Origin of the sequence: Nocardia uniformis NBRC 13702, from assembly GCF_001613345.1 — a bacterium.
GTDB lineage: Bacteria > Actinomycetota > Actinomycetes > Mycobacteriales > Mycobacteriaceae > Nocardia > Nocardia uniformis.
The window spans coordinates 16037-41963 of the sequence record NZ_BDCE01000089.1; the positions used below are offsets into that span (position 1 = coordinate 16037).

Annotated in this window: 22 protein-coding genes; 2 read left to right on the top strand and 20 right to left on the bottom strand. The window is 66.6% G+C overall.

Annotation, left to right across the window (positions count from 1 at the left end; all coding sequences use genetic code 11):
- Positions 1-129: 129 nt before the first annotated feature.
- Genes NU1_RS32555 through NU1_RS32620 form a run of 14 tightly spaced genes read right to left on the bottom strand, consistent with a single transcriptional unit; the run spans position 130 to position 15926 of the window.
- A complete protein-coding gene (locus NU1_RS32555) occupies positions 130-1182 on the bottom strand; it encodes a C45 family autoproteolytic acyltransferase/hydrolase (RefSeq protein WP_067527321.1) in 1053 nt (350 codons plus the stop codon).
- Entirely contained in the window at positions 1179-1793 is a 615-nt protein-coding gene (locus tag NU1_RS32560) for a GNAT family N-acetyltransferase (protein WP_067527323.1), read from the bottom strand. The genes NU1_RS32555 and NU1_RS32560 overlap by 4 nt, the downstream gene beginning before the upstream one ends.
- The gene (locus tag NU1_RS32565) at positions 1790-2059 is read right to left on the bottom strand and encodes a phosphopantetheine-binding protein (protein ID WP_067527325.1); all 270 of its coding nucleotides are present in this window, start codon (positions 2057-2059) and stop codon (positions 1790-1792) included. Before NU1_RS32565 ends, NU1_RS32560 begins: the two co-directional genes overlap by 4 nt.
- Positions 2049-3566 (bottom strand): AMP-binding protein, encoded by a 1518-nt coding sequence (locus NU1_RS32570; RefSeq protein WP_170264158.1) that lies wholly within the window; start codon positions 3564-3566, stop codon positions 2049-2051. The genes NU1_RS32565 and NU1_RS32570 overlap by 11 nt, the downstream gene beginning before the upstream one ends.
- Entirely contained in the window at positions 3563-5578 is a 2016-nt protein-coding gene (locus NU1_RS32575) for a class I tRNA ligase family protein (protein WP_067527327.1), read from the bottom strand. Before NU1_RS32575 ends, NU1_RS32570 begins: the two co-directional genes overlap by 4 nt.
- Positions 5575-6633 carry an NAD(P)/FAD-dependent oxidoreductase gene (locus NU1_RS32580; protein ID WP_212761167.1) on the bottom strand — a complete coding sequence of 353 codons (1059 nt, stop codon included), beginning with the start codon at positions 6631-6633 and terminating at the stop codon, positions 5575-5577. The genes NU1_RS32575 and NU1_RS32580 overlap by 4 nt, the downstream gene beginning before the upstream one ends.
- Positions 6630-7934, bottom strand: a complete 1305-nt coding sequence (locus tag NU1_RS32585) for a lysine N(6)-hydroxylase/L-ornithine N(5)-oxygenase family protein (RefSeq protein WP_067527357.1) — start codon at positions 7932-7934, stop codon at positions 6630-6632. Before NU1_RS32585 ends, NU1_RS32580 begins: the two co-directional genes overlap by 4 nt.
- Complete coding sequence (locus NU1_RS32590; protein WP_067527331.1) at positions 7921-9156, bottom strand: acyl-CoA dehydrogenase family protein; 1236 nt, start codon at positions 9154-9156, stop codon at positions 7921-7923. Before NU1_RS32590 ends, NU1_RS32585 begins: the two co-directional genes overlap by 14 nt.
- On the bottom strand, positions 9146-11338 hold the full coding sequence (locus NU1_RS32595) for an iron-containing redox enzyme family protein (protein WP_084522018.1): 2193 nt from the start codon (positions 11336-11338) through the stop codon (positions 9146-9148). The genes NU1_RS32590 and NU1_RS32595 overlap by 11 nt, the downstream gene beginning before the upstream one ends.
- Entirely contained in the window at positions 11338-12021 is a 684-nt protein-coding gene (locus NU1_RS32600; RefSeq protein WP_067527333.1) for an SGNH/GDSL hydrolase family protein, read from the bottom strand. Before NU1_RS32600 ends, NU1_RS32595 begins: the two co-directional genes overlap by 1 nt.
- On the bottom strand, positions 12018-13130 hold the full coding sequence (locus tag NU1_RS32605; RefSeq protein ID WP_084522019.1) for a diiron oxygenase: 1113 nt from the start codon (positions 13128-13130) through the stop codon (positions 12018-12020). Before NU1_RS32605 ends, NU1_RS32600 begins: the two co-directional genes overlap by 4 nt.
- Complete coding sequence (locus NU1_RS32610) at positions 13130-14089, bottom strand: transglutaminase-like domain-containing protein (RefSeq protein ID WP_067527335.1); 960 nt, start codon at positions 14087-14089, stop codon at positions 13130-13132. The genes NU1_RS32605 and NU1_RS32610 overlap by 1 nt, the downstream gene beginning before the upstream one ends.
- Entirely contained in the window at positions 14086-14325 is a 240-nt protein-coding gene (locus NU1_RS32615) for an acyl carrier protein (protein WP_067527337.1), read from the bottom strand. The genes NU1_RS32610 and NU1_RS32615 overlap by 4 nt, the downstream gene beginning before the upstream one ends.
- Positions 14322-15926: an AMP-binding protein gene (locus NU1_RS32620; protein WP_067527339.1), complete on the bottom strand. Its 1605-nt coding sequence runs from the start codon at positions 15924-15926 to the stop codon at positions 14322-14324. The genes NU1_RS32615 and NU1_RS32620 overlap by 4 nt, the downstream gene beginning before the upstream one ends.
- 191 nt (positions 15927-16117) lie before the next feature.
- On the opposite strand from NU1_RS32620, the gene NU1_RS32625 reads away from it, so the two are divergent.
- Both NU1_RS32625 and NU1_RS32630 read left to right on the top strand, forming a co-directional pair.
- Complete coding sequence (locus tag NU1_RS32625; RefSeq protein WP_067527341.1) at positions 16118-16648, top strand: PaaI family thioesterase; 531 nt, start codon at positions 16118-16120, stop codon at positions 16646-16648.
- A 17-nt stretch (positions 16649-16665) separates the two neighbouring features.
- The gene (locus tag NU1_RS32630; protein WP_084522020.1) at positions 16666-17601 is read left to right on the top strand and encodes an alpha/beta hydrolase family protein; all 936 of its coding nucleotides are present in this window, start codon (positions 16666-16668) and stop codon (positions 17599-17601) included.
- 163 nt (positions 17602-17764) lie between these two features.
- On the opposite strand, the gene NU1_RS32635 is transcribed toward NU1_RS32630, so the two are convergent.
- The 6 genes from NU1_RS32635 to NU1_RS32660 form a co-directional block, all read right to left on the bottom strand.
- Entirely contained in the window at positions 17765-19111 is a 1347-nt protein-coding gene (locus NU1_RS32635) for an acetyl-CoA carboxylase biotin carboxylase subunit (RefSeq protein WP_067527343.1), read from the bottom strand.
- Positions 19108-19635 carry an acetyl-CoA carboxylase biotin carboxyl carrier protein gene (locus NU1_RS32640; RefSeq protein WP_067527345.1) on the bottom strand — a complete coding sequence of 176 codons (528 nt, stop codon included), beginning with the start codon at positions 19633-19635 and terminating at the stop codon, positions 19108-19110. Before NU1_RS32640 ends, NU1_RS32635 begins: the two co-directional genes overlap by 4 nt.
- Entirely contained in the window at positions 19632-21365 is a 1734-nt protein-coding gene (gene accA, locus NU1_RS32645; RefSeq protein WP_084522022.1) for an acetyl-CoA carboxylase carboxyl transferase subunit alpha, read from the bottom strand. Before accA ends, NU1_RS32640 begins: the two co-directional genes overlap by 4 nt.
- A 2-nt stretch (positions 21366-21367) precedes the next feature.
- Entirely contained in the window at positions 21368-22930 is a 1563-nt protein-coding gene (locus NU1_RS32650; protein ID WP_067527350.1) for a PfaD family polyunsaturated fatty acid/polyketide biosynthesis protein, read from the bottom strand.
- A complete protein-coding gene (locus NU1_RS32655) occupies positions 22924-24972 on the bottom strand; it encodes a hotdog family protein (RefSeq protein ID WP_212761166.1) in 2049 nt (682 codons plus the stop codon). Before NU1_RS32655 ends, NU1_RS32650 begins: the two co-directional genes overlap by 7 nt.
- Positions 24969-25927, bottom strand: a 959-nt coding sequence (locus NU1_RS32660; protein WP_174565952.1) for a polyketide synthase dehydratase domain-containing protein, incomplete at its 5' end; no start/stop codon positions are given. The genes NU1_RS32660 and NU1_RS32655, both read right to left, overlap by 4 nt.

Genomic DNA, 25927 nt, shown 5'->3' on the forward strand with positions numbered 1-25927 from the left:
CGGTTACTGGGATCTTCTCAACGTGCGCCGCCCGGACACCGACTTCACGCCGCCTGTAACCCTCCCAGCAAGCATGCGCCGAATGCCCACGGCGGCAGCGCAGACAGGTCGCGTCGACTCGACGTGGCCTTACAGTGCGAACGTCAAGGTTTCGGTGTGAAACGGGTCGCCTGGGCGAAGGTGTAGTCGGCGACGGTCCGGGATGAGGACGACTGCTGCCACGGTACGTTCGCGTTGGATGTCGCCGTGGTCGGGGATGCGAATGGGTGGTCTGCACAGGAGGTCGAAGTGATCGGCGATGGCCGCGGTGGACGGGAGGACGTCCAGTGCGGCGGTGCAGGTGTCGAGGCGGCGGGCCGAGGAGTTGCGGGCGAAGATATTGAGCTCGTCGTGATCGGCGAAATCGGGGTGTAGGAAATGGTTGGTGTGGACCGAATCGCCATGGGTTACGAGGCGAATGTCGTTGTTCAGGGCCTCGAGACACCTGGAATCATGGGGATCGACGATGGTGAGGGATCGGGAGCCTGCCAGGGGCAGGGTGCGTAGTCGGTCGACGGCCTGCGATGCGGTGGCGCAGGTGTCCAACAGGTGGCGGATGGCCAGGTATGGGGGCACCCCCGGCTGCCAGTCGCCGCCGAGGACCAGGTTCAGCCCGATGGCCAGGCCGTCACTGTTGATGCCCAAGTATCCGAGCAGTCCGCCGAAGCTCAGTAGGAGCACTTGGCGTGCGGAATCGTGGTGGCGGATTCGCAACACCGCGATGTGGTCGTCGAGGTCGCCATTGAGGTCTACGGTCTGGGCGAGCAGGGTTGGGTGCGTCGCGGTTTCGACTCGGGAATAGGTGGTGCAGTCTCCCCCGGTCGGCACCCTTCGGTAACCCATGAGCTCGCGGCGGATCTGTAGCAGCCACGCTTCCTCGGTGGTGATGCGCGCACCTTCGGCAAGCCCACGAACCTCTTCCGCCAGATCGGGCAGTGCGGAGGTTGTCGCATTGCGGTAGGCGGCGATCTCGGGCCGCAAACCGGACAGGGTGACCTGGGCGGGCAGGACACGGTTGAGCCGGCACAGGGAATCGTCGAGGAAGGAGCGCAGTCGCGGTGCCAATCGCGACCCATGCTGGTATCCGATGGTGAACGAGTCACCGGCACAGTCGATTACGGGAACCTGCTGTGAGTCGGTCATATCGAAGAGATGGCGGGCTCGACCTTCGGTTGGGATATGAGCACCTGCCGGATAGCCGGCCATTCCACGGCGAGGATGCTGTAGTAGACGGCGTCGCGACGGCGCCCGCCCGGCATGAAATCGAAGCTGCGCAGGGTGCCCTCTTCGGTCGCACCGATATTGCGTAAAGCACTGCGGGCCCGCATATTCAGCTGATCGGTCTTGAATTCGACCCGATGTGCTCCCATCGTGTCGAACGCATGCTCGAGCAGGAGGAGTTTGGCCCACCGATTGAGACCCGCGCCGCGGAAATCGTGCCCCAGCCAGGACCACCCGATCTCGAGCCGGGCGGCGGGTTCGGCGAGATTGCCGAAGCTCATGCTCCCGGCGACTCGGCCGCTGCCCTTGTCGGTGAGGACGTACACCACGCGTCGCCCCTCGCGGTCGTCGTCGAGACACGCGTCGAAGTACTCGTCGAAATCGGCGCGAGTTTCGATCAGCGTGACGAAGTAGCGCCAGATCTCGGGGTCCATGGCGACGGCATGCATGGCCTCGCGATCGCCTGCGGAAATCGGTTGCAACCGGACATGATCATTCTCCAGCACCTGATGTCCGAGGACTACCCAGCTCATGCGTTTCCGCCTTCGGGTACGTACCGCGCGATGGTGTCGATGATTTCGCGCAGGGTCAGCATCTGCGCGAGATCGTCATCGCTGAGCAGGGTGAGGTCGACTCCGGCCCGGCGGCACACCGAAGTGAGCAGCACAACCTTGTTCAGTGAGGTCAGACCGTAGGACCGCACCAGGTCGACGTCCGGGTCCAGCTCCCCCGGTGTCACGTCGGCGGCGGTCAGCGCCGCGAGTCTGCGGCGCGTGAACTCTGCTATGTCAGCATGCATGAATACCCTCCTCCGGGTTCGTCAGCCCGGCTTCGAAACGCGTGTAGATGCGCTGTCGGCGTGGCTTGTATTGGGATGTGAGCAGACCGTTGCCGATGCTGAACGGCTCGTCGGCGACGACGACCCGCGAGATACGTTCATCGCGGTGCGCGCCGAGATTGGCGGCGGCGAGCTGGGCGGCGACGGCGTCGCGATCCGCCGGTAGGCGGTCCGAGGACGCGACCGCCACCAATTCGGTTTGCGCACGGCAGAATACGACGCATTCGGTGATTGTTGTTCCGACACCGACGAGGCGCTCTTCGATGGCTCTGACAACGATCTTGCGGCCATTGTCGAGCACGATCGTGTCATCGGCGCGCCCGAGGATATACAGGTATCCATCGCTGTCCAGATAGCCCACATCCCCGGTGATCACGGTGTTGTCGCCGCGGAACACCCGATCCGAGGCACCGGGTTCGGCGTACAGGTACCGATGGCTGACCGGATACTCGCTGCGGACCCGAACGATTCCCTCCGAGTCGATGAGAACCGTCTTTCCGGACAGGACGCGGCCGACACTGCCTGCGCGCGCCGCACCGGGAGAGTTCTTCGCCACGATGCAGGTTTCATTGAGGCCGTATCCCTCGAAGATCGCAAGCCCCACCGAGGCATAGAAATCCAGCAGCGCGCTTCCGGCCGGAGCGGAGCCCGTCCAGAGGTATCGAATGCACCCGCCGAACAATTCGTTCGCCGCCGCGCGCAGTGCCTCATCCGCACTGTCGGTGTCGATCTCGGCGGCCGACTGCTCGATCTCGCGGCGCGCGGCCTCGAAGAAGGCGGGTACGCCCATGACGACCGTCGGCCGTACCGATGCCATGACGGCGAAGACCGACGTGTAGGTGCAGAGGGTGACATCGTGTCCGTAGGCCAGGGCCGAGTAGATCCAATAGCGCTGCTGCAGCAACGACAGTGGCAGGAAGACCAGCAGATTGTCGCCGGGACCATGGTCGAACATCTGCTGGATTGCCGTCACGGAGCTGTCGATACTGCCCGCCGTAGCGGCCAGTCCCTTGGGTACGCCCGTGCTACCGGAGGTGAATTTGATAGTTGTGATGTCCTCGGGCGCATAGCTGACGGGCGGCCATACTTCTGATCGCGCACTGTCCGAGTGGTTTTCGATATCGCTGATGGCCAGAATTCCGGGCAGATCGACGGGTGTGTCGGTGAAGAGCACCTTCAGGTCGTACCGAGCGAGCAGCTCACTGGTCGGCTCGAATTTTCCAGGTTCCAGTCCAGCCGTCTCAACTCCGAGCCGCAAAGCCGCGAGGTCGAGCAGCACCCACTCCAGCCGATTCGACGACAGTATTCCGATGCGATCACCGGAATCTGTTCCGAGGGCGACCAGGTATGCCGCCACCCGGCCCGCGCGCTCATACAGCTCTCGCAGTGAGATGCTGTGCCACGCGGTCGATATCGCGATATGAATGCTCCCACCGGTGGGTGGGGTGGCAATGATGGCGTTGATCACGATGACACCGCATCGGCGACCGGGACCGCGGCGGCATCGAGGGACGGGCGGAAGAACACCGCGTCGGACAGGGCGATCGAAGTACCGGCCGGCACCGGCTCGATCGTGTTCGGCCAGTCCCGGAGACCGCGTCCGCCCAGCGCGGCATCCACTGTGGCGGCGAATCGCGGCATGATCGGCGCGGACACCGCCGCAAGCAGTTTCGCGGCTGTCAGCTCGAGGACGATCGAGGTGCGAACCTCGCTGTCCAGCGTTCCGATACCGCCGAGCCGATCGCCTTCGGCGGCGAACCGCACCGCGTCGCCGACGAGGCCGTCGATTTCGGCGGCCGCCGCGCGCAGGGAGAAGCCGTCCGGTTCCAGGCTCGCCGTGGTGGCGTCGAGGCGAAGGTACAAGCGGCGCAGGAAGGCGAGGTGCTCCGCGGTCCAGTTCCCCGCTTCGGGCGCGCGGCCTCCGAATAGTTGCGTGACCCGGCACCCCAGGTCGACGAGCCAGCGCTGCCAGATGCCGATGAGCTGCTCGTGGAGGACTCGCTCGTAGTCCGCGGTCGTGAAGTTGGTTCGGGTGCGTTCGGCGCGCGTGGCGGCGAGAAAGTACCGCACCGCGTCGGCACTGTCCGGGGACAGGATTTCCTTGCCCCAGATCGCATGTCGGCGACTGGTGGAGAACTTCTTGCCCTCCAGCAGGTAGAACTCGTTCACGTGATAGTCGATCTCGGGCTGCCAGGCGGGGAACGCGAGCGAGTACAGGGCGGGAAAGAGGATGCAGTGGTAGAAGCTGTTGTCGTAGCCGAAGAAGTGCACGAGCTTCCACTCAGGCTGTGGCGCATTGGCTTTCCAGTCCTCACCGAGCCGTTCGGCCAGCCGCCCGATGCCGTGCAGGAATCCGTAGGACATCTCCGGCCAGACCCAGACCACCTGTCCGGCCCCCTCCGATTCCGACGGCGACACGCCCCAGTCACTCGGGTGGGTGACCGCGATATCGAGCCGCTCGCGACGGAACACCCGGTCGGCCAATTGCCGCAGACGTGCCGGCACTCGCCCGAAGCGGTGGTGAAGTAGCACCGCTTCGCGAAATGCGTGCAGCGGCAACATGAATCGGGTGACGGTACTGGGGACGGGCAATAGACCGGATGCCACGCTGATCGGACCGAGCAGGTCGACCACCGCATTGGGCTCGCCACACTCTTCGCAGATATTGCCACGCGTCGCCGAGGCGCATACCGGGCAACCACCCGCGACGTCGACCTCGTAGAGGTACGCGCCATTCTCGGGATCAGCCAGAGCGGGACCCGCCACCGGCTCGATCCGTCCCGACGCGACGAGTTTCGAGAAGAACTCCCGCAATCCACGGCGATAGTCCGGGTCGGTCCCGGTGATGGTGTACTGATCGGGTTCGATATCCATCAGCGCGAGCGTCGCCGCGATCTCCGCACTGAAATGCGCGGCGATCTCGTCCGGCGCACGCTGTTCCCGGCGCGCCAAATCCCTTACGTAGCTTTGAAAATCATCACTTCCGGTGAGATGCCAGGCTCGCGCACCGTTCATACGCTGATACCGAACGTAGGCGTCGGCACCGAGATAGGGCCCGGAGAGATGCCCGAGGTGCAGATCCCCGTTGGGTGTCGGCGGTGTGGAGAAGACGAAGATCGGGCGAGCCTGGTCAACGCGCCCTTCGCCACGCACCGCGTCGTTCACCTCGGCGGCGTCGCGCCAGTACTGGGTGAGAAAGACCAGCTCGCCATCGCCGACATTTCCGAGTACGTGCGGTTCGAACGGCGCGAACACCGCTACGGTGCCGGGGCCCGCCGGTATCCGCCGATCGTCGACGAGGAACTCGCCATCCCCGGAAATAATGGTGATCTGCTCGCTCTCGTCGTGCCGGTGCACCTCCGTCTTCCCACCCGGCGGCACGCGCCCCCAGGCCGCCGCGGTACCAAGGCCGTCGATACCACCCATCTGAATGCCGAAGCTGTCGCCGAGTGCCTCGGCCCGATACCGGCGGATGATCATGCGGTGTGCTCCCGTTCGACATCGGCCCCGGATAGGGCCTCGAGCAGATCTGTCGTCTCGGCGGCTATTGCCGGGCCGAGGCGATAGCCGGATCCATTGGCGGCACCGGCGAACACGACTCGCGGGTCGGCCGGCGAACTCCGGACCAGTGGCTCGCGGTCGGGGCTGTAGGCGTCGCAGAACACGCGACCGGAGACAGTGGACGCGATCAGCTGCGGCGCGTACTTCTCCAGAATTCGATGTCCGGCAGCCAGATCCGCCGCAGTCAGCCCGGTCCCGGGTCGGTCGGGTGAGACGTCCCACTCCTCGCTGGTGTAGCTCAGGAGCCAGTGACCACGACGGTGCATCGGCAGTAGGAAGGCGTCCTCGGTGTCGAAGACGGCAGCGGGGTCACCCTCGTTGGGGACCCGGTCGAGGTGGAGTGCGACAACCCGCTTGACGCGAATGCCGAAGGGGCGGATGAACGTCGTCCATTCGGGCGAGCCGGTCCAGGGCCCCGGAGCCAGTACGACCCGACCGGCATGGACGCTCCGCCCGGTACCGAGCCGCAACCGGATTCCATCCGAACGCGGCTCGACACCGAGCACCGCGACGCCTTCGTGGATGCGCACGCGCGATCGGACCTCGCGCGCGACTTGCTGAGCAAAGGCGTGTACGTCGGTGTACGCGCACTCGCCATACCAGGCGATGTGCCCGGACGGGATATCGAACAGTCCGCGGTGCACCGGGAGCGTCTGCTGCGATCCGGCATCCTCGAGATACCGCTCTCGAACATCGGATTCCCTTGTACGGTGCGCGATTACGGTCATGGGCAGCACACACCGGGTACCGGCGAAATAACGCTGACCATAGGCGGCCATGCGGCGCACCCGTTCGCTATCGCCGCGTGGAATATCCAGTCCGGCCGAGTATCGGCTGGCTCCGCCACCGATGCCACCCCGGTCGACAACCACGATATCGAGATCGGGCCGACGCACGGACAATTCCCGCGCGATCAGGCATCCGATCACTCCGGCACCGACAATCGCCACATCCGCCCTGATCGAGTCCGTCATACCGGCATCGACCTTCCGGGTTTCGTCGACCATTCGACGAAGGCCGCCAGCTGATCTCGGCTTCGGGTCCCTCGGATTCGATCGCGAATCCGCTGGCTGCGCCACGAATTCAGACTCAGATTCGGATCGGCCAGGCCACGCTGGTGGGCGACGGCGTTCTGCAGGAAGATATTGCGATCCGACGGGCCGTCCCAGCGCACGGCGAAGTCCTCGTCGACCGCGAATTCGTCGCCCACACGCTCGAGCCGATCGGCCAGCGGCGCGAGGAAATCCAGGCGATCGCTCCGGTACCCAGTGGCCCAGATGACGGCATCCGCCTCGAAATACTCGACCTGGTCCGCCTCTTCCCGGTGCCGGACCGCGACCAACCACCGGTCGCCCTCCCGGGTCACGTCGACCACCTCCCGATTCGGGTAGAGGCCGATCGTCTGTTCCCGCTGTTCGACGAATCGGTGCACGTACAGGCGCTGGTAGATCTCGTGCGCGAGGTGCTCGGAGATGCCATCACTGGCCAGCACGTGGTCCCGATTGAACACCGCCCGGGACGCGGCTTCGAGGTTGTAGAAGTAGTCGGAGTGGCACGGCATGAAGAACTCGTTGGTGAACGGCGAGTCATCGATCGGGAAGAAGTTGCGCCGCCGCGAAACCCACACTGTTTCGCGGGGCAGCTCCGGACCGTTGCGGGAGATCAGGTCCAGCACGGCTTCCGCACCCGATTGCCCGCCGCCGATCACGACGACGCTGCGCCCACCGAGTGCTGCCGCCTTGCCGGTGAAATCCGCGACGTGGAAGTGGCTGTCGCCGAGGCCACCGCGAGCGAACTCGGGAACCCAGGGTCTCGACCCGACACCTACGACGATATTGTCGGCCGACAGCGTGCGCCGGTCGGTGCGAAGTGTGAAGGTCCCGTCGAAATGCACGGCTATCACCGCCTCCCCGAATACGACGTTCGGATTGCGGCCGCTCGCCCATTCCAGGTAGTTCCGGTATTCGCGCCGGGGCATGATCTCAAATCGCGCGTTCAGGAAGTGGTAGATCCGGCCCTGTTCGTGCAGGTAGTTCAGGAACGAGAAGGGATTGGTGGGGTCAGTCAGGCTGACCAGATCCTTCAGTGGCGATACCTGCAGCGTCGCCCCGCCCACGAGTTGACCGTCGTGCCAGCCGAATCGGTCGTTGCGGTCGAGAAACAGATTCGGCACGTCGGAATCCGCGTGCAGCAGCGACGCCAGGGACAGGTTGGCGGGCCCCACCCCGATGCCGACGCAGCGAAAATGCGCGGGGCGCGGTTCATGGTCCGGCATGGGCTGCCCCGCTTTCCGCCGGAACCGTTCCGGCACTGGCCGTTCGATGCCCGAGAGTTTCGGCGATCGTGGCGCGCAGCACTTCCGACGCGCCCTCGTAGAGGCGCAGGGATCGGATCTGCCGGTAGAGGCGCTCGGTCACGCTGTCCTTGACCAACGCGGACGCACCGCGGATCTGGACGGCGGTATCGACAATGTGTTGCGCGTTCTCGGTGGCGTAGAGCTTCGCGATACCCGCCTGTCTGGCGAAGTGCGGAGCGTTGTGGTCGGCATCCCAGGCAGCCCGGGCGACCAGCAGCGCCGCCGCATTGAGAGCGACTTCCGCGTCGGCGAGCGAGGCGCGCACCGTCGGCAGGTCGAATAGCGTGCCGCCGTATGCTTTTCGGTCGCGTGCGTGGTCGAGAGCCGCGTCGGCGGCCCGGCGCGCGAAGCCGATCGCCGCCGCGCCGACCGTCATGCGGAATCGTTCGAGCAGATCCATGGTGACAATGAATCCGCCGCCGAGGCCGCCCAGGACGGCGTCGGCGGGAACGTGGCAGTCCGCGAACTCCACACGGGCGAAGGCCCGCGGGGCCACCATATCGATCGGTTGCGTCCGCAGCCCCGGGGTACCCGAGGGAACCAGGAAGGCGGTCAGGCCGAACGCACCCGGACCACCCGTCCGGGCGATCACGCAGAACACATCGGCCAGCGTGCCATTGGCGATCCAGGCTTTGTGGCCGTTGAGAAGATAACCACCGGAATGGGTTTCGGCGCGCAGTTCGATGGCGGCGACGTCCGAGCCGGCCTGGTCCTCGGAGAGCGCGAAGGCACCGATCACCTCACCGCGCGCCATCGGCGGCAACCATCGCACTTGTTGATCGGGGCTACCGTGCCGCCGAATCGGAGTGGCGGCCAAGGCCTGCACCGAGAACGCGTAGTCGGCCAGATCTTCGCTGTAGGCCAGGATTTCGCGCATCAGGCACAGGCCACGCCAATCCGATCCCGGTGCGCTCGCAGCTGCGGCCGGGTCCAGAGCCGCCAGCCACCCTGCCGCGCCGAGCTCACGAATAATGCTGGTGCCCGACAGATCCGGAGCTGCGGTCCGGGCACGTACCCAGAGCTCGCCCTGCTCCGCACACCACTCGTCCACCGATTCGGCAATGGCGCGATGGGTCCGGTCGTAGAACGGCAGGGCGAGAATGCCGGGGTCGAAGGCGGGACGGCGTACCTCAGTTCGCATTACGGACCATCAGCTTTCGCATCAGATCCGCCTCGACGAACAGGGCGAAGGAGGCGTACCCGCGCCAGACTCGACGCCACTCCCCCGCTACCGCCGCCGAGCCCGCGTTCCGCGCGACCGAGTCCAGATAGCCATTGATGATGTCGACGGCTTGCCGGGCGTGTCCGGCGGACACATTGTCGATGGTCAGGTGCGCTTCCTCGTAACAGGTGTCGAGGCCGTGGTGACGCAGCTTCTGAATCTCGTGCAGCCGCACTTCGCCGAGTCCGAAAAGCTCTATGCCGAGGGTGAATCCGAGAATTTCGGGATAGCGGCTATCCGGGAACAGCCCGAGGCTCAATTGGTGATTCGCGAAGGCGTAGGGCAGCTCGGGCAGTACTCGCTCTTCGATGAACGCCCGCTCCCGAATGTGCGGCAGCTCGATCGACATGCTCGCGAGCACCCGATTGATCAGGGTGATGTGGTTCTTCGCCAGATCACCGCGACCCATCTCGTCGGCGTGGATCGCGTGCACGGCGGCCACACCGGGCCGGTCGACTCGTCCGACATTGCCGATGCGATGTATCCACGCGCCGTCGACGAGCGCGGCGAGCGCGTATCTCTTCTGGTTCTCGATCACCGCGTCGCGATCGGGTATCTCATCGAGTGGCCGGTACGGGCCGACCAGCTTTGCCCAGTAGATATCCTCGACCCGCTCCAGCAGTGCGCCGGCACTGTATTCGAACCAGCTGGCATCGGTGAAGCGGCCACTCGAACCACCGGTGAAGAGCAACTCCGCCCGCTCGAGTACCTGGTCGGTGTAGTCGCGTGCCCGGGTGATGGTGCCGGGATATTTCTCGATATTCACCAGGCGGTGGAACAACTCTCGCGGCTTCCACCGCGCCGCGTCTCGCGGGTCCACCGTCACCAGTTCCACGTCCGCCGGACGGTAGGCAGCGATGGCGGTGTCCCAATTCCGCGCCGCGTCGTCGCCGGCGGTGCAGGCACCGGCCGCCGGACCGGCGGGTTCACCCACCGCGACGGCCTTCGACCACGCCGTGAGCACCTCCGCTTCGGCATCGTCGAAGATGCCGAACATCGGCCCGCCGAACTTGATCGAGTCCAGCAGCCGATTGCCACCCGCCGGTCCCGGCCGCAGTTGGCGAGAACCGCGCAACTGCGAAACGAACCGCGCGACATCGAGTTCCGGATCGGCGAGGGTGTCCGACAGTTTCCGCCCGCCGATGCGCACGCCGCCGTGCTGACTACCCGCGTAGCGCGCGTGCCGGGTGATGATCTGGCCCACCCGCTCGTCCAGGGAGAGACGGCCGTGCCATTGCGCCAGGTCCACCAGCGCGCCGACGTGCTCGGTCTCGAGCCGGATGACCAGACGGATGGCGCGCAGCAGCCGTGGCACGTCCGTTGCCGCGGTGCCGGACATTCGGGCGTAGCCGAGAAAGTCCGCAATGATCCGATCGAGATTCGGTCGCGGACCGCTGCCTACGTCGAGCAGGCGATCATCCACACCCATCATGCCGAATGTGTAGTGCACCGCGATGATCTCGGGCAGGAAGTTGGCGGGCAGGCGGCTCAGGGCGAGATAGAACGAGGCACTGTGCACGGTCAATGGACGAGCCTGCGTGACGCTCAGGAATTCACGGGCGGTGACTTCGGGGAGAAAGACCCCCGCTGCGGCCAGGGCACGACGGCGGAGCTGTCCTATCGCATTGCCGGGTTCTCCGGCCCCGTGCCGGAAGAAGCTGTGTGCCACCAACTGATTGACAAGTGCGGACGGCTGCGTCGCGGGCTGGGAGACCGTGTCGTTCCAGCACCCGTCCAGCAGGGCGATCGGCGCACGCTGGCGCAGGACGATTCGCCTGGTCTCCGCATCGCAGGCGCGCAGGGTATCGATCAGGGGGCGCAACCGGATCCGGGCAGTGGCGACTTCGCCCGCGATGTCCTCGGCCGTGGTGTCACGCGCGGCGGGCAGCGGGGCGGCCGCGAGGAATGCGGCGATGATCCGCCGGGCAATGAGTACCGACGCTTCGTTCTCCTGCTCCATGAGTAGTTCACGCCACACCGCGTCGGTACCCGAGGCAAGTACCCGGTCGGCTTCGGCGGCAGCGGCGTGGCTGAATTCGAAACGGCCCGGTGGCAGGGACGTCGACATGTCGATGGGGCGCGTCAGCGCATCGGCGGACATCAGCGCGGCGTTCCGGCGAGGTGACGAGCCAGTGCCTGAATATTCAGTGCCGCGGAGAACGCGTGGCCCCGAGTATTGAAGTGCAGTTTGTCGCTGCTGTAGATGCTCGGGTCGGCGGTCAGCGGATGGTCCAGGAACTGCACGAAGATGGCCCCGAGTTCGCGTGACACCTCCTCGGTGAGGTGAGCGAGCGCACGTGTGGCGGCACTGACCGACCGCGCGTACTTCGCGGGCACCAGTTCCGCCTGGGTGAGGTCGAGCAGTCCGCACGTCACCACATCCGCGCCCTGGTCACGCAGTGCGGAGACGATGGCCGTCAGATCCGTGCGCACCCGCGCCGCATCGAATCCGGGGCGGAGCATATCGTTGCCACCGCAGGCGACGAAGGCCAGATCCGGTCCGAACTCCAGTGCGGCATCGAGTTGGGTCGCGCGTACTTCCGCGGTGGTCAGATCGCGCCTGCCGAGATTGATCGAGGTGAATTCCGGCTGGATTTCGCGCAGGGCGGTTTCGATGCGTTCGGACCAGGACAGGTCGGCGAATCCCGGCAGCGGCTCCCGAATGCCCTCCGCGACACTGTCTCCGAGCGTCACCATCCGCTGCCACGGTGCGCCGCGAAGCATCTCGACGGCGGTGGCAGTGCTTATTGCGAAGAGGTCGGTTTCCTCGGTCGGTGTGGTCATGCGATGTCTTCCTTTCCCGCAGCGATGGTGTCGGCCACTTCCCTGCCCCGGACCCGGCGCTCCTGGCGGTCGATCTCCCGGGCAAGCCGTTCATCCTCGGCATTGATCGCGGCACCGTCGATGTCACTGAAGCCGAGGACCCCGAGATCCCGCAGCGCCTGCTGCATGCGCGGCCCGAACAGGTTGATATCGCGCAGCGTCGGGACGATCCGGGAGAAGAGCCGGCGGCGGAATTCCCGCATGGCGGGCGAGCGCCGGGCCAGCGCGATGCACTCCTCGGCTCCGTAATCGAGGTTGCGCCACATATCCTCACCGGCGAAACGGTCACGCAGGGTCCAGCACGCCTCGATGGCGAATTCCTCGCGCTCACGTAGTTCGGCGTCGGTGAGCTGGCGGTAGAAATCGCGCAGCGCGAGGCGACCGAACGCGACGTGACGGGCCTCGTCCTGCAGCACGTAGGCGTTCAGGGTGCGGGCCAGGGGATCTCGCAGGCGGTCGCGTTGAATGCTGAACGAGGCGAGCGCGAGTCCCTCGATGAGCACCTGCACGCCGAGATAGGTGATATCCCAGCGGCTGTCGCGGACAATGGTTTCGAACAGACCGCGCAGCGGGGTCGACATGCCGTACCGCACACCAATTTTGGTGTCCAGCATCCGCTGATACACCTCGACATGACGGGCCTCGTCCATAACCTGGGTGGCGGCATAGAACTTGGCATCCATATCCGGCACGGTCTGCACCACTTTCGCGGCACAGACCAGCCCACCCTGCTCGCCGTGCAGGAACTGGGAATACAACCAGCCCGCCAGGTGCTGCCGCACGGTGATCCGCTCGGTTTCCGGTAGCGCCCGCCAGAGGTCCGAGTCGGCGATCCACACGAATTCGTCCGGCATGCCGATCGGATTGTCCGGATCAACCTCATGCGACCAGTCCAGCCGGACCTCAGCGTCCCACTGCCGTTGCTTGCCCTTCCCGTACAGGGCGAGCAGCCGTTCGTTCCCGGCGTCGTAGTCCCAGCTGAATACCGTCGCTCCACCGGTTTCGAGCGACCAGCTCCCGCCGAGTGCGGCCATCCGCTCGGCCTCGCTCGGTGAACTCCCGCTATTCATCACCGGACTCCCGTCACCGCAGCGGATTCCATGCGCGAGGTCACTCCGGCGAACGCCCATTTCGGTCCCGGCCCGCCGTCGGCATCGATCACCAGCGGAGCGCCCGCCTCGACAGCGCACGGCAGCAAGCGGTTCAAGCGACTGCCGCAGCAGGCTTGCCGGAACTCGTCGGCATCCTCGGCCGCCAGGTGCGCGAAGACGACATCCAGGGGCCTCCAGCGTCCCTGTTCGTGCACCTCGGTCCAGGCGTGGTCGCTGCCGAGCAGGCCGAGCAGATAGCCGCGACGGGTTCTGGCGCGTAATCCACTGTCCCGCAATCTGTCCGCGAGTACCGCGCTCGCCACCACACAGTCGGCGATACCCAGATCCCACGCCCGCCGGTGGTCGGCTCGAAGACTCTCGGCAATGGTCTGGTAGACGACCCTCCCGGATGTGAAGGCGTCGAGGTGCTCATCGAATACCTCACGGACACCGATATTCTCGATGTCATATCGCTCACCGGAGAGTCGCACTCGGACCCGATACGGTTCGCTCTGGCGACCCGTCGGCACGGTCGGGGCCGGGATGTCGGAGTCCGCAGCATCGAGGGCCTCGATCCCGTCGGCCCGCAGATCGGGTACGGCGGCGGCCAGAGCACCCCGCCGCCCCACGGGCAAATGCACCGTGATGGTCCAGGTGACCGGCCGCAGCCACGACTGCGGCGTACCGGCGGCGAACCGCAGCAGCAGCCGCTGTGCCAGTTCGGGTACGGTGAGTCCACTGTGCGAGCAGGCACCGGCATTGACCACATCGGCGTAGTCGAACAGCAGGCCTCGCAGGGGATCGAGCCGGTGCTGTAACCCATCCGACGCCAGTGCCGCCACCTGTGCGGTGTCGAACCCCAGTAGTTCGGCCGCCTCCGCGACGGTGGTGTCGAAGACTGCCAGATCGGCCGGCGTCTGTACGAATCGGAGATTCACGCCTGCTCCGCGATGAGTTTCGCGAGCTGCCGCACGGTGGTCGCGGCATAGGCGGTGTCGTCGGGAACCTGTATGCCGAGGACCGTTTCGACGTCCACGATGACGCGGAGCATGGCGAGCGAGTCGATGCCGGGTAAGTCGACGATCGCCTGGTCCGGTTCGACTTCGGCGGGGTCCAGTGCCAGCCGGGTCGCGAACGCGACGACGAGGGCAGCTTCCACGGTTTCCGCGTTCATGCGAGCGCGCCTTCCTCTGTGATGCGACAGCACAGCTCGCGGGCCGCCTGGCGGCGCACCTTGCCGGAGCTGGTGTAAGGAATCGTCTTGGGTGCAACGGGATACACCCGGGCGATATCGGGCCCCAGTGCCGCCCGGATCGCCGATTCGACGTCCGCGGCCAAGTCGTCGGCCGCCTCCGGAGCGAGTGGTGTTTCGAGCAGGACGGCAATGTATTCGGCCTCGGGTCCGGTGATGCCGATCGCGGCGCAGCGACCGGTGTCCGCGTCCGGGAAGCGCCGGACGATCTCCTCGATGTCTTCGGCGTAGTAGTTCTGCCCGTGCTGGATCATCATGTTCTTGCCTCGACCGACGATGTAGAGCTCGCCGCCGTGCTCGAAACCGAGGTCGCCGGTACGCAGCCAGCCATCGCCGGTGAACGGTTGCCCGGCATCCGGAACGCCCAGATAGCCGCCCATGACCGCGGCACCGGATACCTCGATTTCCCCCACGCGACCCGATTCACCTACGCGCCAGCGCATTTGGCCGGCAGCACGGCCCGCGCTCACCACCGTTCGCGCGGCGTCGGAGTTCTCGGGCACCGACCGAGCCGTATCTCCGGGGCCGAGCCGGAATCGGTCCACGGTCAGCGCCCGTGGCAGCGACCCCGGTGCCTGGCAAGTCACCATGAGGGTGGCTTCGGCCATGCCGTAGCAGGGGCGCATGGCCGCCGGGCGGAATCCGTTGGGCGCGAAGACTTCCGTGAATTCCCGAATGGTCTCCATCTGCACCGGCTCGGCACCGTTGAAGGCCAGCCGCCATCGGGAGAGATCCATTTCGGCGGGTACCCCGTCCCGGAACGCGGTCGCGAGAGTTCGATAGCCGAAGTCCGGCATGGGCACCGCAGTGGTAGGCGATGCCGCGCACTCGTTCAGCCAGCGCCGGGGGTCGCGGGCGAAATCCGCTGGACGCCAAAGGCATACCGGCGTGCCGTGAACGAGGCTGACAAGAGTGGCGAACAGGCCCATATCGTGGAACAGCGGCAGCCACAGCCCCATGCAGTCCTCGCCGGTCCAGGCGGCGGCATCGGCGATGACCTCCAGTCCGGCCACGATATTCGCGGCGGTGAGCGCGACGCCCTTCGGGGCGGAAGTGCTGCCGGAGGTGTACTGGATAACGGCGAATTCGTCCGGGCCCCGGGTCCGAGTCCGCCGCAAGGCATCCGGGTCGACTGCTTCGGTGATATCGCGAATCCGAACGCCCGTGAGGTCGCCGTCGAGCCGTTTCAACAACCGGGTGCCGGAATCGTCGACCAGCAGCGTGTCCAGCTCGGCGTCGTCGATGATGCGACGCAGGTGATTCAGATACGCGCCGCCGCTGCCGAATGCTCCCGGCAGGGCGATCGGAACCGCCGCGGCTCCGGTGCGCAGACACGCCAGCAGGCCGCGCAACCACGGTTCGCCATTGGTCATCAGCACACCGACCCGACGGTCGCCGTCGATGATCGCGGCGGCCGTTTCGGCATCGCGCAGAATTCGCGAGACCGGAATCGATTGTCCCTCCGTCGGGAGGTGCAGCACCGTACGCGGCGTCACCGCACTGCTGATCGCGTCCCAGAGCATGGTGTCTGTCCTCCCTACGGTCAGTCCGGACACTACCGACGGACCACCCCGCCGATCGGTGACGTTCCACAGGTCCATGGATGGCGATAGGACTTCCCAATCGGGACCCGTTCCAGACCTCGCGCCCGGACATACTGCGAATCGAAAGCTGTTGCCAGAACCATCGATTCGACGCAGTTGGGACAGAAAAAATGACCGAGACGTCGTTCTTCGACCGCGCGTTCGCGCCGTTCGTGCCATTCGCCACCGAAGACCCGGATTTCGCCAAGCTCACCGAGATCGCCAATGCGGCCGTGCCGTTCGGTGTGTTCACCGGGGTCCAGGTCACCGAACTGGACGCCGACCACGCGCTCGCCGTGGTACCGGACAACCCGGACCTGCGCAATCACGTCAAGACGGTGCACGCGGCGGCGCTGTACCTGGCCGCCGATATCGCCTGTGCGGTGGCCTTCGTCGGCGCGGCTGCCCCCGACCTGGGTGCGGTCGAGTGGATGGTGGTGCGCGACTCACACGCCGCGTTCTTCAAACCCGCCGTCGGACGGATCCGCGCCATCGGCACCGTCGATCCGCGCGATGTGCGCGCCATTGCCGAGCGCACCGAGCAGGGCAAGTTCGACGTGGACACCCGGGCGATGCTCTACGACGCCAATGACGTGCTCGTCGGCAAGGTTTCGTTCCAGTACGTCACCAAGCTCGCCGCCCCGTCATCCACGGTCGTCTGAACCAGGAGCTGATACATATGTCCACACCCGGTAAAACCCCGGTTTCCGATGCGGCACCACGCCCGAACAGTGAACGCCCTTCGGAGTTCTCCACCTTGGAGGCACTGCCGGTCACGGTGCCGAAGTCCGATGTCTCCGAGGCAGCCTCGTTCGTCGTTCGGTTACTGCCCGCCACCGACCCGACCGCACCGGTCATGTTGGTGTTGCCCGCCATCGCCCTGAAGGCGAAGTTCTATCTGCCGCTCGCCAAATCCCTGCATGAGGCCGGATTCTCCTCGGCAACAGTGGATTTGCGCGCCCAAGGGGAAAGCACCCCGCCGCTGGGCGAGGCGCGCAACTACGGTTACCGGCAGATGCTCGAGGCGGATCTGCCCGCGATTCTCGACGCGCTGCACGACCGTTTCCCGGAGGCGCCGATCTTCCTGGTCGGGCACAGCCTCGGCGGCCAACTCTCGCTGCTCTACGGTGCGGCGCATCCGGACCAGCTCGCCGGTGTCATCACCATCGCCACCGGAGTCGTCTACTGGCGCGCCTTCGACCCGAAGCGCTGGGCCTCGGTCCTGTACGGCAGCCAGTACGTCGGCGTGGTCTCGCGTCTGCGCGGTATCTGGCCCGGCGGCAAGGTAATGGGCGGCCCGATGGCGGGCGGCGTCATGGTCGACTGGTCCTGGCACGCCCTGACCGGCCGCTACCGGCCGGCGGGCACGAAGCTGAATTACGATCGCCTCCTCGGTGATTCGCCGCTGCGCACCCTCATGGTCTCCTTCGAGTCCGACCCGCTGGGCCCGAAGTCGACCGTGGACCACCTCGCCGGCCGCCTGAAGGCCGCACAGCTCACCCGGTGGCATCTGGGCCCGGACTCCGGCCTGGAGAATCTGGACCACTTCGCCTGGATCAAGGACAGCCCGTCGCTCGGCGCGCGCTTCGCCGAATGGGTGCGGGAAGGTCGGTAGAGCCCAGCAGCCCTTCCGACACAGAAACGGCCGGCCCGCCTCAGCGTCGAGGCGGGCCGGCCGTTTATTCAGATCCTCCAGGGCGTCGATAGCAGCGAACAGAGGCAATGCCCTGTTCCAAGTGGCTGGACATAAGGGTTCCGACGACAGGGCGAGTTCTCGATCAGGCGAGCGTGGCGACCATGGCGGTGTCGTGGCGGACCTCCCGGAAACGCTCGTGATCGAGCAGACCGTCCACGAATTCGGCCGTGGTCGACACCGCGGGTCCACCCATCCGGAGTTCGTGCAGCGCGCGCCGCATGCGCGCGATGGCCATGACTCGATCCGGTGCCCAGACAATGACTTTCGCCAGCAGGGAATCGTAGAGTGCGGGCACGCGGTAGCCGAGGCGGGCGTGGGTATCGACCCGCACGAACGGACCGCCGGGGAGTTCACACTCGGTGAGCTCACCGGGAGTCGGGGCGAAGTCACGGGCAGGGTCCTCGGCATTGATGCGACATTCCAGGGCAACGCCTTGTGGCGCAATGTCTTCCTGCGCGTATCCGAGCGGTTCACCCGCGGCGATGCGGATCTGCTCGTGCACCAGATCGATGCCGGTCACCATTTCGGTGACCGGATGTTCCACCTGCAGACGGCAATTCACCTCCATGAAGTAGAAGCGGTGGTCGCTGGGATCGAGCAGGAACTCGAAGGTGCCCGCGCCGACATAGCCGGAGACGAGCGCGCCGCGCACCGCCATCGCGCCCATCCGGTCGAGCACATCGGCCGCGATGCCGGGCGCAGGTGATTCCTCCACCAGCTTCTGATGGCGGCGTTGCAGTGAGCAGTCGCGAGCGCCGAGGTGCACCACGGTCCCGTGCTGATCGGCCAGCACCTGAATCTCCACGTGCCGAGCCGATTCCAGATAGCGCTCGATGTAGAGCCGCCCGTCGCCGAATACCGCGACAGCGGTGGCACGGGTGCGGGCGAATGCCTCGGGGAAGGCGGCCGGATGGTGCACCACCGCCATACCGCGACCGCCACCGCCGGCGACCGCCTTGACGATCACCGGGTAGCCGATCTCGGCCGCGAAGGCGGCGGCCGCGGCCGGATCGGTGATCGGATCCCGGCTGCCCGGTAGCAGTGGCAGTCCCGCTTCGAGCATGGTGGCGCGGGCGCGGGCCTTGTCGCCGAGTTCGGCCAATACCTTTGCGGGGCAACCGATAAAGGTAATCCCCTCGGCCGCACACACTTCCGCGAAGTCCGGGTCCTCGGAGAGGAAGCCGTAGCCCGGATGGATGGCATCCGCGCCGGACATGCGAGAGGCCTCGATGAGCGCCGGGATATGCAGATAGCTGTTCTTCGCCGGGCCGGATCCGATGCGGATCGCCGCATCGGCGCAGCGGACCACCGCGCTGTCGGCATCGGCCGTGGTGTAGACCGCGATCGAACGCAGGCCCAGCTCACGGCAGGTTCGGGCAACGCGCAGCGCGATCTCGCCCCGGTTGGCGATGAGGACCGAGGTGATCACCGGTCGGCCTCGCGCAGCAGGAGCAACGGCTGACCGAATTCGACCGCGGTGGCGTCGGGGACCAGGATCTCCGCCACCACTCCAGCCCGATCCGCCTCGATCGGGACCATGAGTTTCATCGCCTCGATAATGCCGATCTGCTGGCCCCGCACCACAGTGGCGCCCACGGTGACGAAGGGATCGGCTCCCGGTTCGGCGGCGTGATAGAAGACGCCGACCATCGAAGCGGTCAGCAGGAACGTGGCGGATCCGCTGTCGGTATCGGCGGGGGCGGTGTCCGCGCCACTGGCGATCGGAGCGGCAACAGTGTGCACGGCACTGCCGTTCGAGGTGGCGGCGATCGGCTGCTGCCGGGGCACGGCGGCCGTTGCGACCGGGTGTTCCGCCCAGCCCGCCTCGATCTGAAAGTCACTGGCCGACACTCGAATCGAGAGTGGCGGGCGATCCGCCCGCGCGGCCACCGCGAGCACGCTGTCGGTCAACGCGGTGATGGTGTCCACGGTATCGAGGTTCGGCAGGGTCATTGCACATCCTTTTCGAGAAAACGAGGCTGCTCGGCCGGACCGTCGGCGAGCACGGCACTGTCTGCGCCGAAGCGGCGGAATCGCGCGTGGCGCGTGGCGATCAGGGTCATCTGATCCTGCGGGAGCAACTCGTCGAGGCACTCGGTCAAGGCGGAGCGCACGTTCGCCGCCGCCGCGATGAGGTCGGTCTCCGCGCCCGAACCGGGCTCCTCTATCACGCCGTCGATGACGCCGAGTTCCAACAGCGACCGCGCGTCGACGCGGAGAGCCGCTGCGGCCCTGGGCGCTTCGGCCGGAGTCTTCCACAGAATCGACGCACAGCCTTCGGCACTGATCACCGAGTACACGGCGTTGGCGCACATGAGCACCCGATCGGCGACGGCCAGGGCGAGTGCGCCACCGCTGCCACCCTCACCGGTGATCACCGCGACCACCGGAATCGGCAAACTCGCCATCAGCCGCAGGTTCTCGGCAATGGCCACCGCCTGCGCCCGCTCCTCGGCCTCGATGCCCGGATGCGCGCCCGCGGTGTCGATCAGGGTGAGCACGGGCAGGCCGAGTTTGGCGGCCAGCCGCATTACCCTGGCGGCCTTGCGATAGCCCGACGGATTCGGCATCCCGAAGTTACGCTGTGCCAGTTCCGTTGTGCTGCGCCCTTTCTGGGTACCGATGATGGTGACCGGAATCCCGGCCAGTCGGCCGAGGCCGGCCACGATCGCCGGGCAGTCGGCCGAGGCCCGGTCACCGTGCAGTTCAACGAAATCGTCGATCATGAGCCCGATGTAATCCAGGGTGCTGGGGCGGCCGAAGCGGCGCGCGGCGCGCACACAATCCCAGGTATCCCGCTCAGGCAATCGCGCGTAATCGGTGACCAGCGCATCGGTTCGAGGCCATTCGTGCGGCACGGCCCCTGGGCGTCGCCCGGCCACCGACAGCAGCCGGGCCAGGGTCGCCGGGAGCTCCGCGCGGGGCGTGATCCTATCCACAACCCCATGTTCGAGCAGGAATTCGGCGGTCTGGAACTCCGCGGGCAAAGTCTGACCGATGGTCTGCTCGATCACCCGGCGTCCGGCGAATCCCAGTCGCGCACCTGGTTCGGCGATAATCACGTCGGGGAGGGTGGCGAAGGACGCTGCGACGCCGCCGAAGGTTGGGTCGGTGATCAGTGCGACGGTGAGAATGCCCGCCTCGTCCAGCTGCCCGAGGGCCTGACTGGTCTTGGCCATCTGCATGAGCGCGAGAATGCCCTCCTGCATGCGGGCACCGCCGGAGGCGGTCACCAGGATCAGTGGAGTGCGCTGCGCCAGAGCGATTTCGGCGGCCTGGGTGATGGCTTCACCGACCGCAGTGCCCAGACTCCCGCCGAGGAAGCGGAAGTCCATGACCGCCAGTACCGCGGCGAACCCGCCGATGCGAGCGCGGGCACAGACCACCGCCTCGGCTGACCCGGTGCGCGCCCGGGCTTCTCGCAAGCGCCACGGGTAGGGCTTCGTATCGACGAAGTCCAAGGGATCGGTCTCGGCGACAGCGAGTTCCAACACCCGGATCGAGCCTGGGTCACACAGCATATCCAGGCGATCCCCGGCGGTCAGCGGGCCGTGGTGACCACACGCCGGACACACGTGACTCGCCGACTCGAATCGCTTGCGGTACAGCATTTGCCCGCAGCCTCCGCACAACAGCCAGTCATTGGGTGCAGCGGACCGGGGGTCGGACTGGACGACAGTCATGATCATCCCTCCAGCGGAGCGGGCAGATAGGTGCAGGCGGCGGCCGGCAGGCGCGCCCCCACCTGGCGCAGTGCGGCCACCCGCGCGGTGACCGCGGTGCCGCGCATGATCTGCGCGGCCAGCTCCGCTGCCTGTCGATTGCGCGCCGGGGCCAGATAGGATCCGGCTGCCCAGGCATTGAACGCGCCCATGGCCGGACCGCACCACACCTGATAGTCGGTGGCCCGCTCCGGTTCGCCGACAATGCTCCAGGCCGAGGACAGACCCAGATACCAGCGGAAGATCAGCGCCATCTTGCGTTTGGGGTCGCGCTCGGCGCGTATGAGCTGCTCGGGATCGCGTTCGGTGAAGTAGCCGACGCAGCCTTCCCAGACCTCATCCAGCCGACGCTGGAAGGTTCGCTGTTCCAGCAGCAAGCGTTCGGTGGCCGGGATGGCCTCGATGGAGTCGTAGGCCCGATAGGTCTCGTAGAGCCGCTTGGCACGCGCCGCGAACATGGTGCCGCGCTTGAGCACCTGCACCTCGACACCCATTTCGAACATGTCCGCCGAGGGGGCCATGACGCAATCGGCGCTATTGGCCGCGACAAGCAGCGCCTTCGTCGATTCCGACTGTGCGGCTTCGACACTGGCCTGATTGATCGAACCGGTCACCACATACGAAGCTCCCAGGGAGAGGGCGGCGAAGGCCGCGGCGGGAGTGCCGATACCGCCCGCCGCGCCGATCCGAACCGGTTGCCGATAGCCGAGTTCGGACTGAATACGATCGCGCAGGGCGATCAGCTCGGGCACCAATACGGTCAGGGGCCGACGGTCGGTATGTCCGCCCGAATCGGCCTCGGCGGTAATATCATCCGCCATCGGCACCCGCCGGGCCAGATCGGCCTGCTCGGCGGTGATCAGTCCCGCGGCGAGCAGCTCCCGGACCATCGGTTCGGGCGCGGGTCGCAGAAACAACTCGGCGACCTCGAGCCGGGAAACCTTGGCGATCACCTTGTTTTCGGCAGCCACCCGGCCCTCGCGCGCCACCAGTCCCGCGAGCCGGTAGTGCACCACCTGCGGGGTGAGACTCATGAATGCGGACGCTTCGATGCACCGAACCTGGTGGCGCAGACAGAGGTCGACCGTGGCTCGTTCCATGGCGAGCTCATTGGGACTGTGAATGAGGTTGCAGGCGAACGGCATGCCCGGTGCGTCGCGACGAATCTCGGTGAGCGCCTGGTCGATTCGCGCGGGCACTACACCGGCCGCACCGAAGGAGGCCAGGATGCCGTCGCGGGCCAGGGCGATCACCATACGGGCCGACGCGATGCCATTGGCCATCGCCCCGGCCATATACGCCTGACGGACGCCGTGTGCGCGACGGAATGCCTCGTCCCCCAGTGCTTCCGGTCGCCCGGGTGGCACGGCGGCGAGCACCTGCACGGTGCGCGCGGCCACCGGGTCGTTGGTGGCCGCCAGACCGGATTCGGTGCGCACCAGGAAGAACGGATCCTCCACACGCAGCAGCGCGGCCCGCACGCTCGCCACATCACCGGCCATTCGAGTGGGTTCGGCGCTCACCATGGCAGCGCTCCTTCCGCACGCAGTTCGACTGCGATATCGCTGAGTTCATAGATCCGCAGGCCGGGCTTCCACATGCTGGCCTCGCCGACCACGCGGACCCGATCGGGCCGCTGCTCGACCCGCTTCACATGCACTTCGAGGGTGTATTCCCCGTCGGTAGGCAGGAACTGGCCCCGGTACTTCCAGGTGAACGGCAATCCGACCGGCAGCACGAATCCCGGATTCGTCATGCCGGCGGCGAAACCGCTGTCCAACACCCATTCCTGCATGGCCTGAATGCAGGATTCGATGCCGAACGAGCCGGGAATCACCGGGTCGTAGCGGAAGTGCCGCGCGAATACCCAGTGCGACGGGTCGATCGGCTGGACCGCGTGCAGATACCCCTGCCCATAGCGGCCGCCGCCATCGACAACCCGCACCCGGTCGAGCAGGGCAAGGTGGCCGCGGGAGACCAGGCGCGCGTGCGGGTCGGCGCGTCGGGCGGCGATGTCGATTGTTCGGGTGGCGGGTGCGGTGGGTTGATCGTCGAGCCAGGTCGGGACGCTGCGTCCGGCGTCCAGTCCGTTCTGGTTGGCCATGGCCGCGTCACTGAAGTAACCGAAAAGCGTGTCGCCCGAATAGAAGGGCTCGCCGTCCACGGTCATCGTGTAGGCGAAATTTTGCAGTATAGAACCCGGTACGGGCGAGGTGGACAACAGCTGGGAGTGCTCGACAATCGTCTTGTCCCGCAAATCCACCTCGCGCAGCACGGTGGCCGTACCGCCGAGATTGCGCAGGCTGACGGTGGCCTCGGGATCGGCGAGGGTCGGTCCGAGGTAGTAGCCGAGCAATAGCGCCGCCTGTAGTGAGGTCTCCATGTACACGCAGTTGGGCATGGAGGCATTGGCGGTATCGAGGTAGTACCAGGAATCGGCCGGGGAATCGTATTCGGTGCGATGCGAACCACCGTCGAGCGTGCCGCGGGTACCGGTCATCTCCATGAACCGGTCCACCAGCAGCAGTCCGCCGTCCGGCGGACGCGTCGCCTTGCGCGCGCTGTTGGGTGTGAACTCCGGCCCCATGCCGATGCCCTGATCACCACGGCACATGTGCGCGAGATGGAATTCACTCAGCAGTGCGCGCTCACCGAAGCGGCCGACCCGGCCGAGCCAGCGGGCGGGGACGCCGCCGAGCTCCGGGCCGATCGGAACGCCCGGCTTCTCCACCACGGCGATGGTCACGCCGCGCACCCGTCCCACCGCGCCGCCCGCTATCGACGCCTCCGCATCGATACGTAGATACGGCCGTGGCACCAGGTCGATTTCGGTGACCTCGAGGCTCAGCTCGATATCGCTGCCGCCCGGTGCGGCGTAGTCGAGTACCACCGGTTGATCGGGCAGTCCCGGTGCGCTCCGCTCGAAGGTGGCATCCGCGAGACACAGGTGCAGGCCGGTGTACAGCGCGAACACCTGAGCGCACTGCACGACCGCCTCGACCACGTCGTGCTCGGGGGCCGCGTGGTCGGTCGCCCGCACGCGCGCGGTGAATCCGCCTCTCCCCCGCGTCCCGCCGTACAGGTCCAGTCCGCGCACCGCCGCCAGCGAGGTACCGCTCAGGCGGATATCTGGATTCGCGCCATCCTGCGCGTAGCGGGAACCGAACACGGCCGCGATGTCACCGGCCGCCAGTTGGGCAAGAGCGGTGCCGTCCAACTCCGTGACGGCGGTGCGGGCCAGCGGTTTGAACCTCGCCTCGGTATCCACGCGGGCCGTTGCCGCGGGTGCGGGCAGGGTGGCACCGAAGGCCCCATGTACTTGAAATTCCCTGAGCTGCAGTGCCGTTTGCGCCCGCAATACCTGTTCGTGCGCGCGAACCATGGCGAACCGCAGGCCCCGCACCAAGCCTGCGACGCCCGCGGGCGAGATCGGCCTGTCGGAGGCGGCCGGGGCTCGTGAAGTTACCGCTGGTGGCATGAGAACGTCCGCGGGCGGGATCGCGGCGGGCGAGATGAGGGCGAGCGCGTCGAACGGCTCGCCGACGAATTCGAGTTCGGCGGTGATCACGGCGCAGTCTCCATTTCACTCTGGGCCGCTGGCATGTGAGCCACCGAATCTCGCCGGTGCGCCACGGATTCGGCGAACTTGGCTGCCATGGCCGGTGTCGCCACGAACGCCAGCTCGTCGAATCGCATCAGCACCCGGCCGGCTTCATCGGTGGCCGTAGCAGTCGCGGTGATGCCATTGGCATTTCGGCGTACCCCGTCGACAACCAGGACGAAGTCCGCGTCGCCGGGCAGCGGCGCGTAGTACTCGGCGACACCGATCGCCAGCGGCAGGCAGGCCTGTCCGAGCAGCCGACTGCCGAGGGCGGAGGGTCCCTGCAGCAATAGGTCCGCCAGCACGGGGCTGTGCAGGATGCCGGTGAACGCCCCGTTCGCTACCCGGGTATCGGTCAGGTGGCAGCGCACGACCAGGCGCTCATCGGTGAATTCGAGGACCTCCCGCAGACCTTGCAGTAGTGGGCCGTGGAATTGGGTGGCGCTGGTGTAGATGGACGCGCCGTCCTGAGCGCCGATGCCGGACGGTCGCGGCGGCCGCATCGGCGTACTGCCCGCTGCGGCGGCCAGCTCCAGGGTGGCCGCGTAGTGCGACATGGGCAGTGTCCGGCCGCTGTCGCCCCGCGCCGAGGCGTCCACGAACACGCGGTCACCCTCGATCCGGGCATCGGAAAGTTCGACCCAGCGTGGGATATCCGGGCCGTCGTCGAACACGATCCCCTTGTTCACCTGGAAGCCCCGTACCCGCACCACGCGAAGGCCCGGATGCGCCCGTTCCGCGACATTGATCAGCCAGCCCAGTCCGAATGTCGCGGGCAGCACCGCCTGCGTGCCGATCCGGTGATCCTGAATCACCGGATCATGGTGCAGCGCGGCCAGTTCCCGGTGGGCGATGCGGGCGGGGGCGGGAACCGGGCCGGATCCACCCAGTGCCGTGGCCGCGCCGATCAGCACGCGGGTGT

Excerpts from the sequence above, each read along its gene's own strand:
- NU1_RS32585 (WP_067527357.1), bottom strand. The coding sequence starts at position 7,934 with ATGCCGGACCATGAACCGCGCCCCGCGCATTTTCGCTGCGTCGGCATC.
- NU1_RS32555 (WP_067527321.1), bottom strand. The coding sequence starts at position 1,182 with ATGACCGACTCACAGCAGGTTCCCGTAATCGACTGTGCCGGTGACTCG.
- NU1_RS32600 (WP_067527333.1), bottom strand. The coding sequence starts at position 12,021 with ATGACCACACCGACCGAGGAAACCGACCTCTTCGCAATAAGCACTGCC.
- NU1_RS32590 (WP_067527331.1), bottom strand. The coding sequence starts at position 9,156 with ATGCGAACTGAGGTACGCCGTCCCGCCTTCGACCCCGGCATTCTCGCC.
- NU1_RS32630 (WP_084522020.1), top strand. The coding sequence starts at position 16,666 with ATGTCCACACCCGGTAAAACCCCGGTTTCCGATGCGGCACCACGCCCG.
- accA (WP_084522022.1), bottom strand. The coding sequence starts at position 21,365 with ATGACTGTCGTCCAGTCCGACCCCCGGTCCGCTGCACCCAATGACTGG.
- NU1_RS32650 (WP_067527350.1), bottom strand. The coding sequence starts at position 22,930 with ATGGTGAGCGCCGAACCCACTCGAATGGCCGGTGATGTGGCGAGCGTG.
- NU1_RS32620 (WP_067527339.1), bottom strand. The coding sequence starts at position 15,926 with ATGCTCTGGGACGCGATCAGCAGTGCGGTGACGCCGCGTACGGTGCTG.
- NU1_RS32580 (WP_212761167.1), bottom strand. The coding sequence starts at position 6,633 with ATGACGGACTCGATCAGGGCGGATGTGGCGATTGTCGGTGCCGGAGTG.
- NU1_RS32605 (WP_084522019.1), bottom strand. The coding sequence starts at position 13,130 with ATGAATAGCGGGAGTTCACCGAGCGAGGCCGAGCGGATGGCCGCACTC.
- NU1_RS32615 (WP_067527337.1), bottom strand. The coding sequence starts at position 14,325 with ATGAACGCGGAAACCGTGGAAGCTGCCCTCGTCGTCGCGTTCGCGACC.
- NU1_RS32625 (WP_067527341.1), top strand. The coding sequence starts at position 16,118 with ATGACCGAGACGTCGTTCTTCGACCGCGCGTTCGCGCCGTTCGTGCCA.
- NU1_RS32575 (WP_067527327.1), bottom strand. The coding sequence starts at position 5,578 with ATGATCATCCGCCGGTATCGGGCCGAGGCACTCGGCGACAGCTTCGGC.
- NU1_RS32640 (WP_067527345.1), bottom strand. The coding sequence starts at position 19,635 with ATGACCCTGCCGAACCTCGATACCGTGGACACCATCACCGCGTTGACC.
- NU1_RS32560 (WP_067527323.1), bottom strand. The coding sequence starts at position 1,793 with ATGAGCTGGGTAGTCCTCGGACATCAGGTGCTGGAGAATGATCATGTC.
- NU1_RS32565 (WP_067527325.1), bottom strand. The coding sequence starts at position 2,059 with ATGCATGCTGACATAGCAGAGTTCACGCGCCGCAGACTCGCGGCGCTG.
- NU1_RS32595 (WP_084522018.1), bottom strand. The coding sequence starts at position 11,338 with ATGTCCGCCGATGCGCTGACGCGCCCCATCGACATGTCGACGTCCCTG.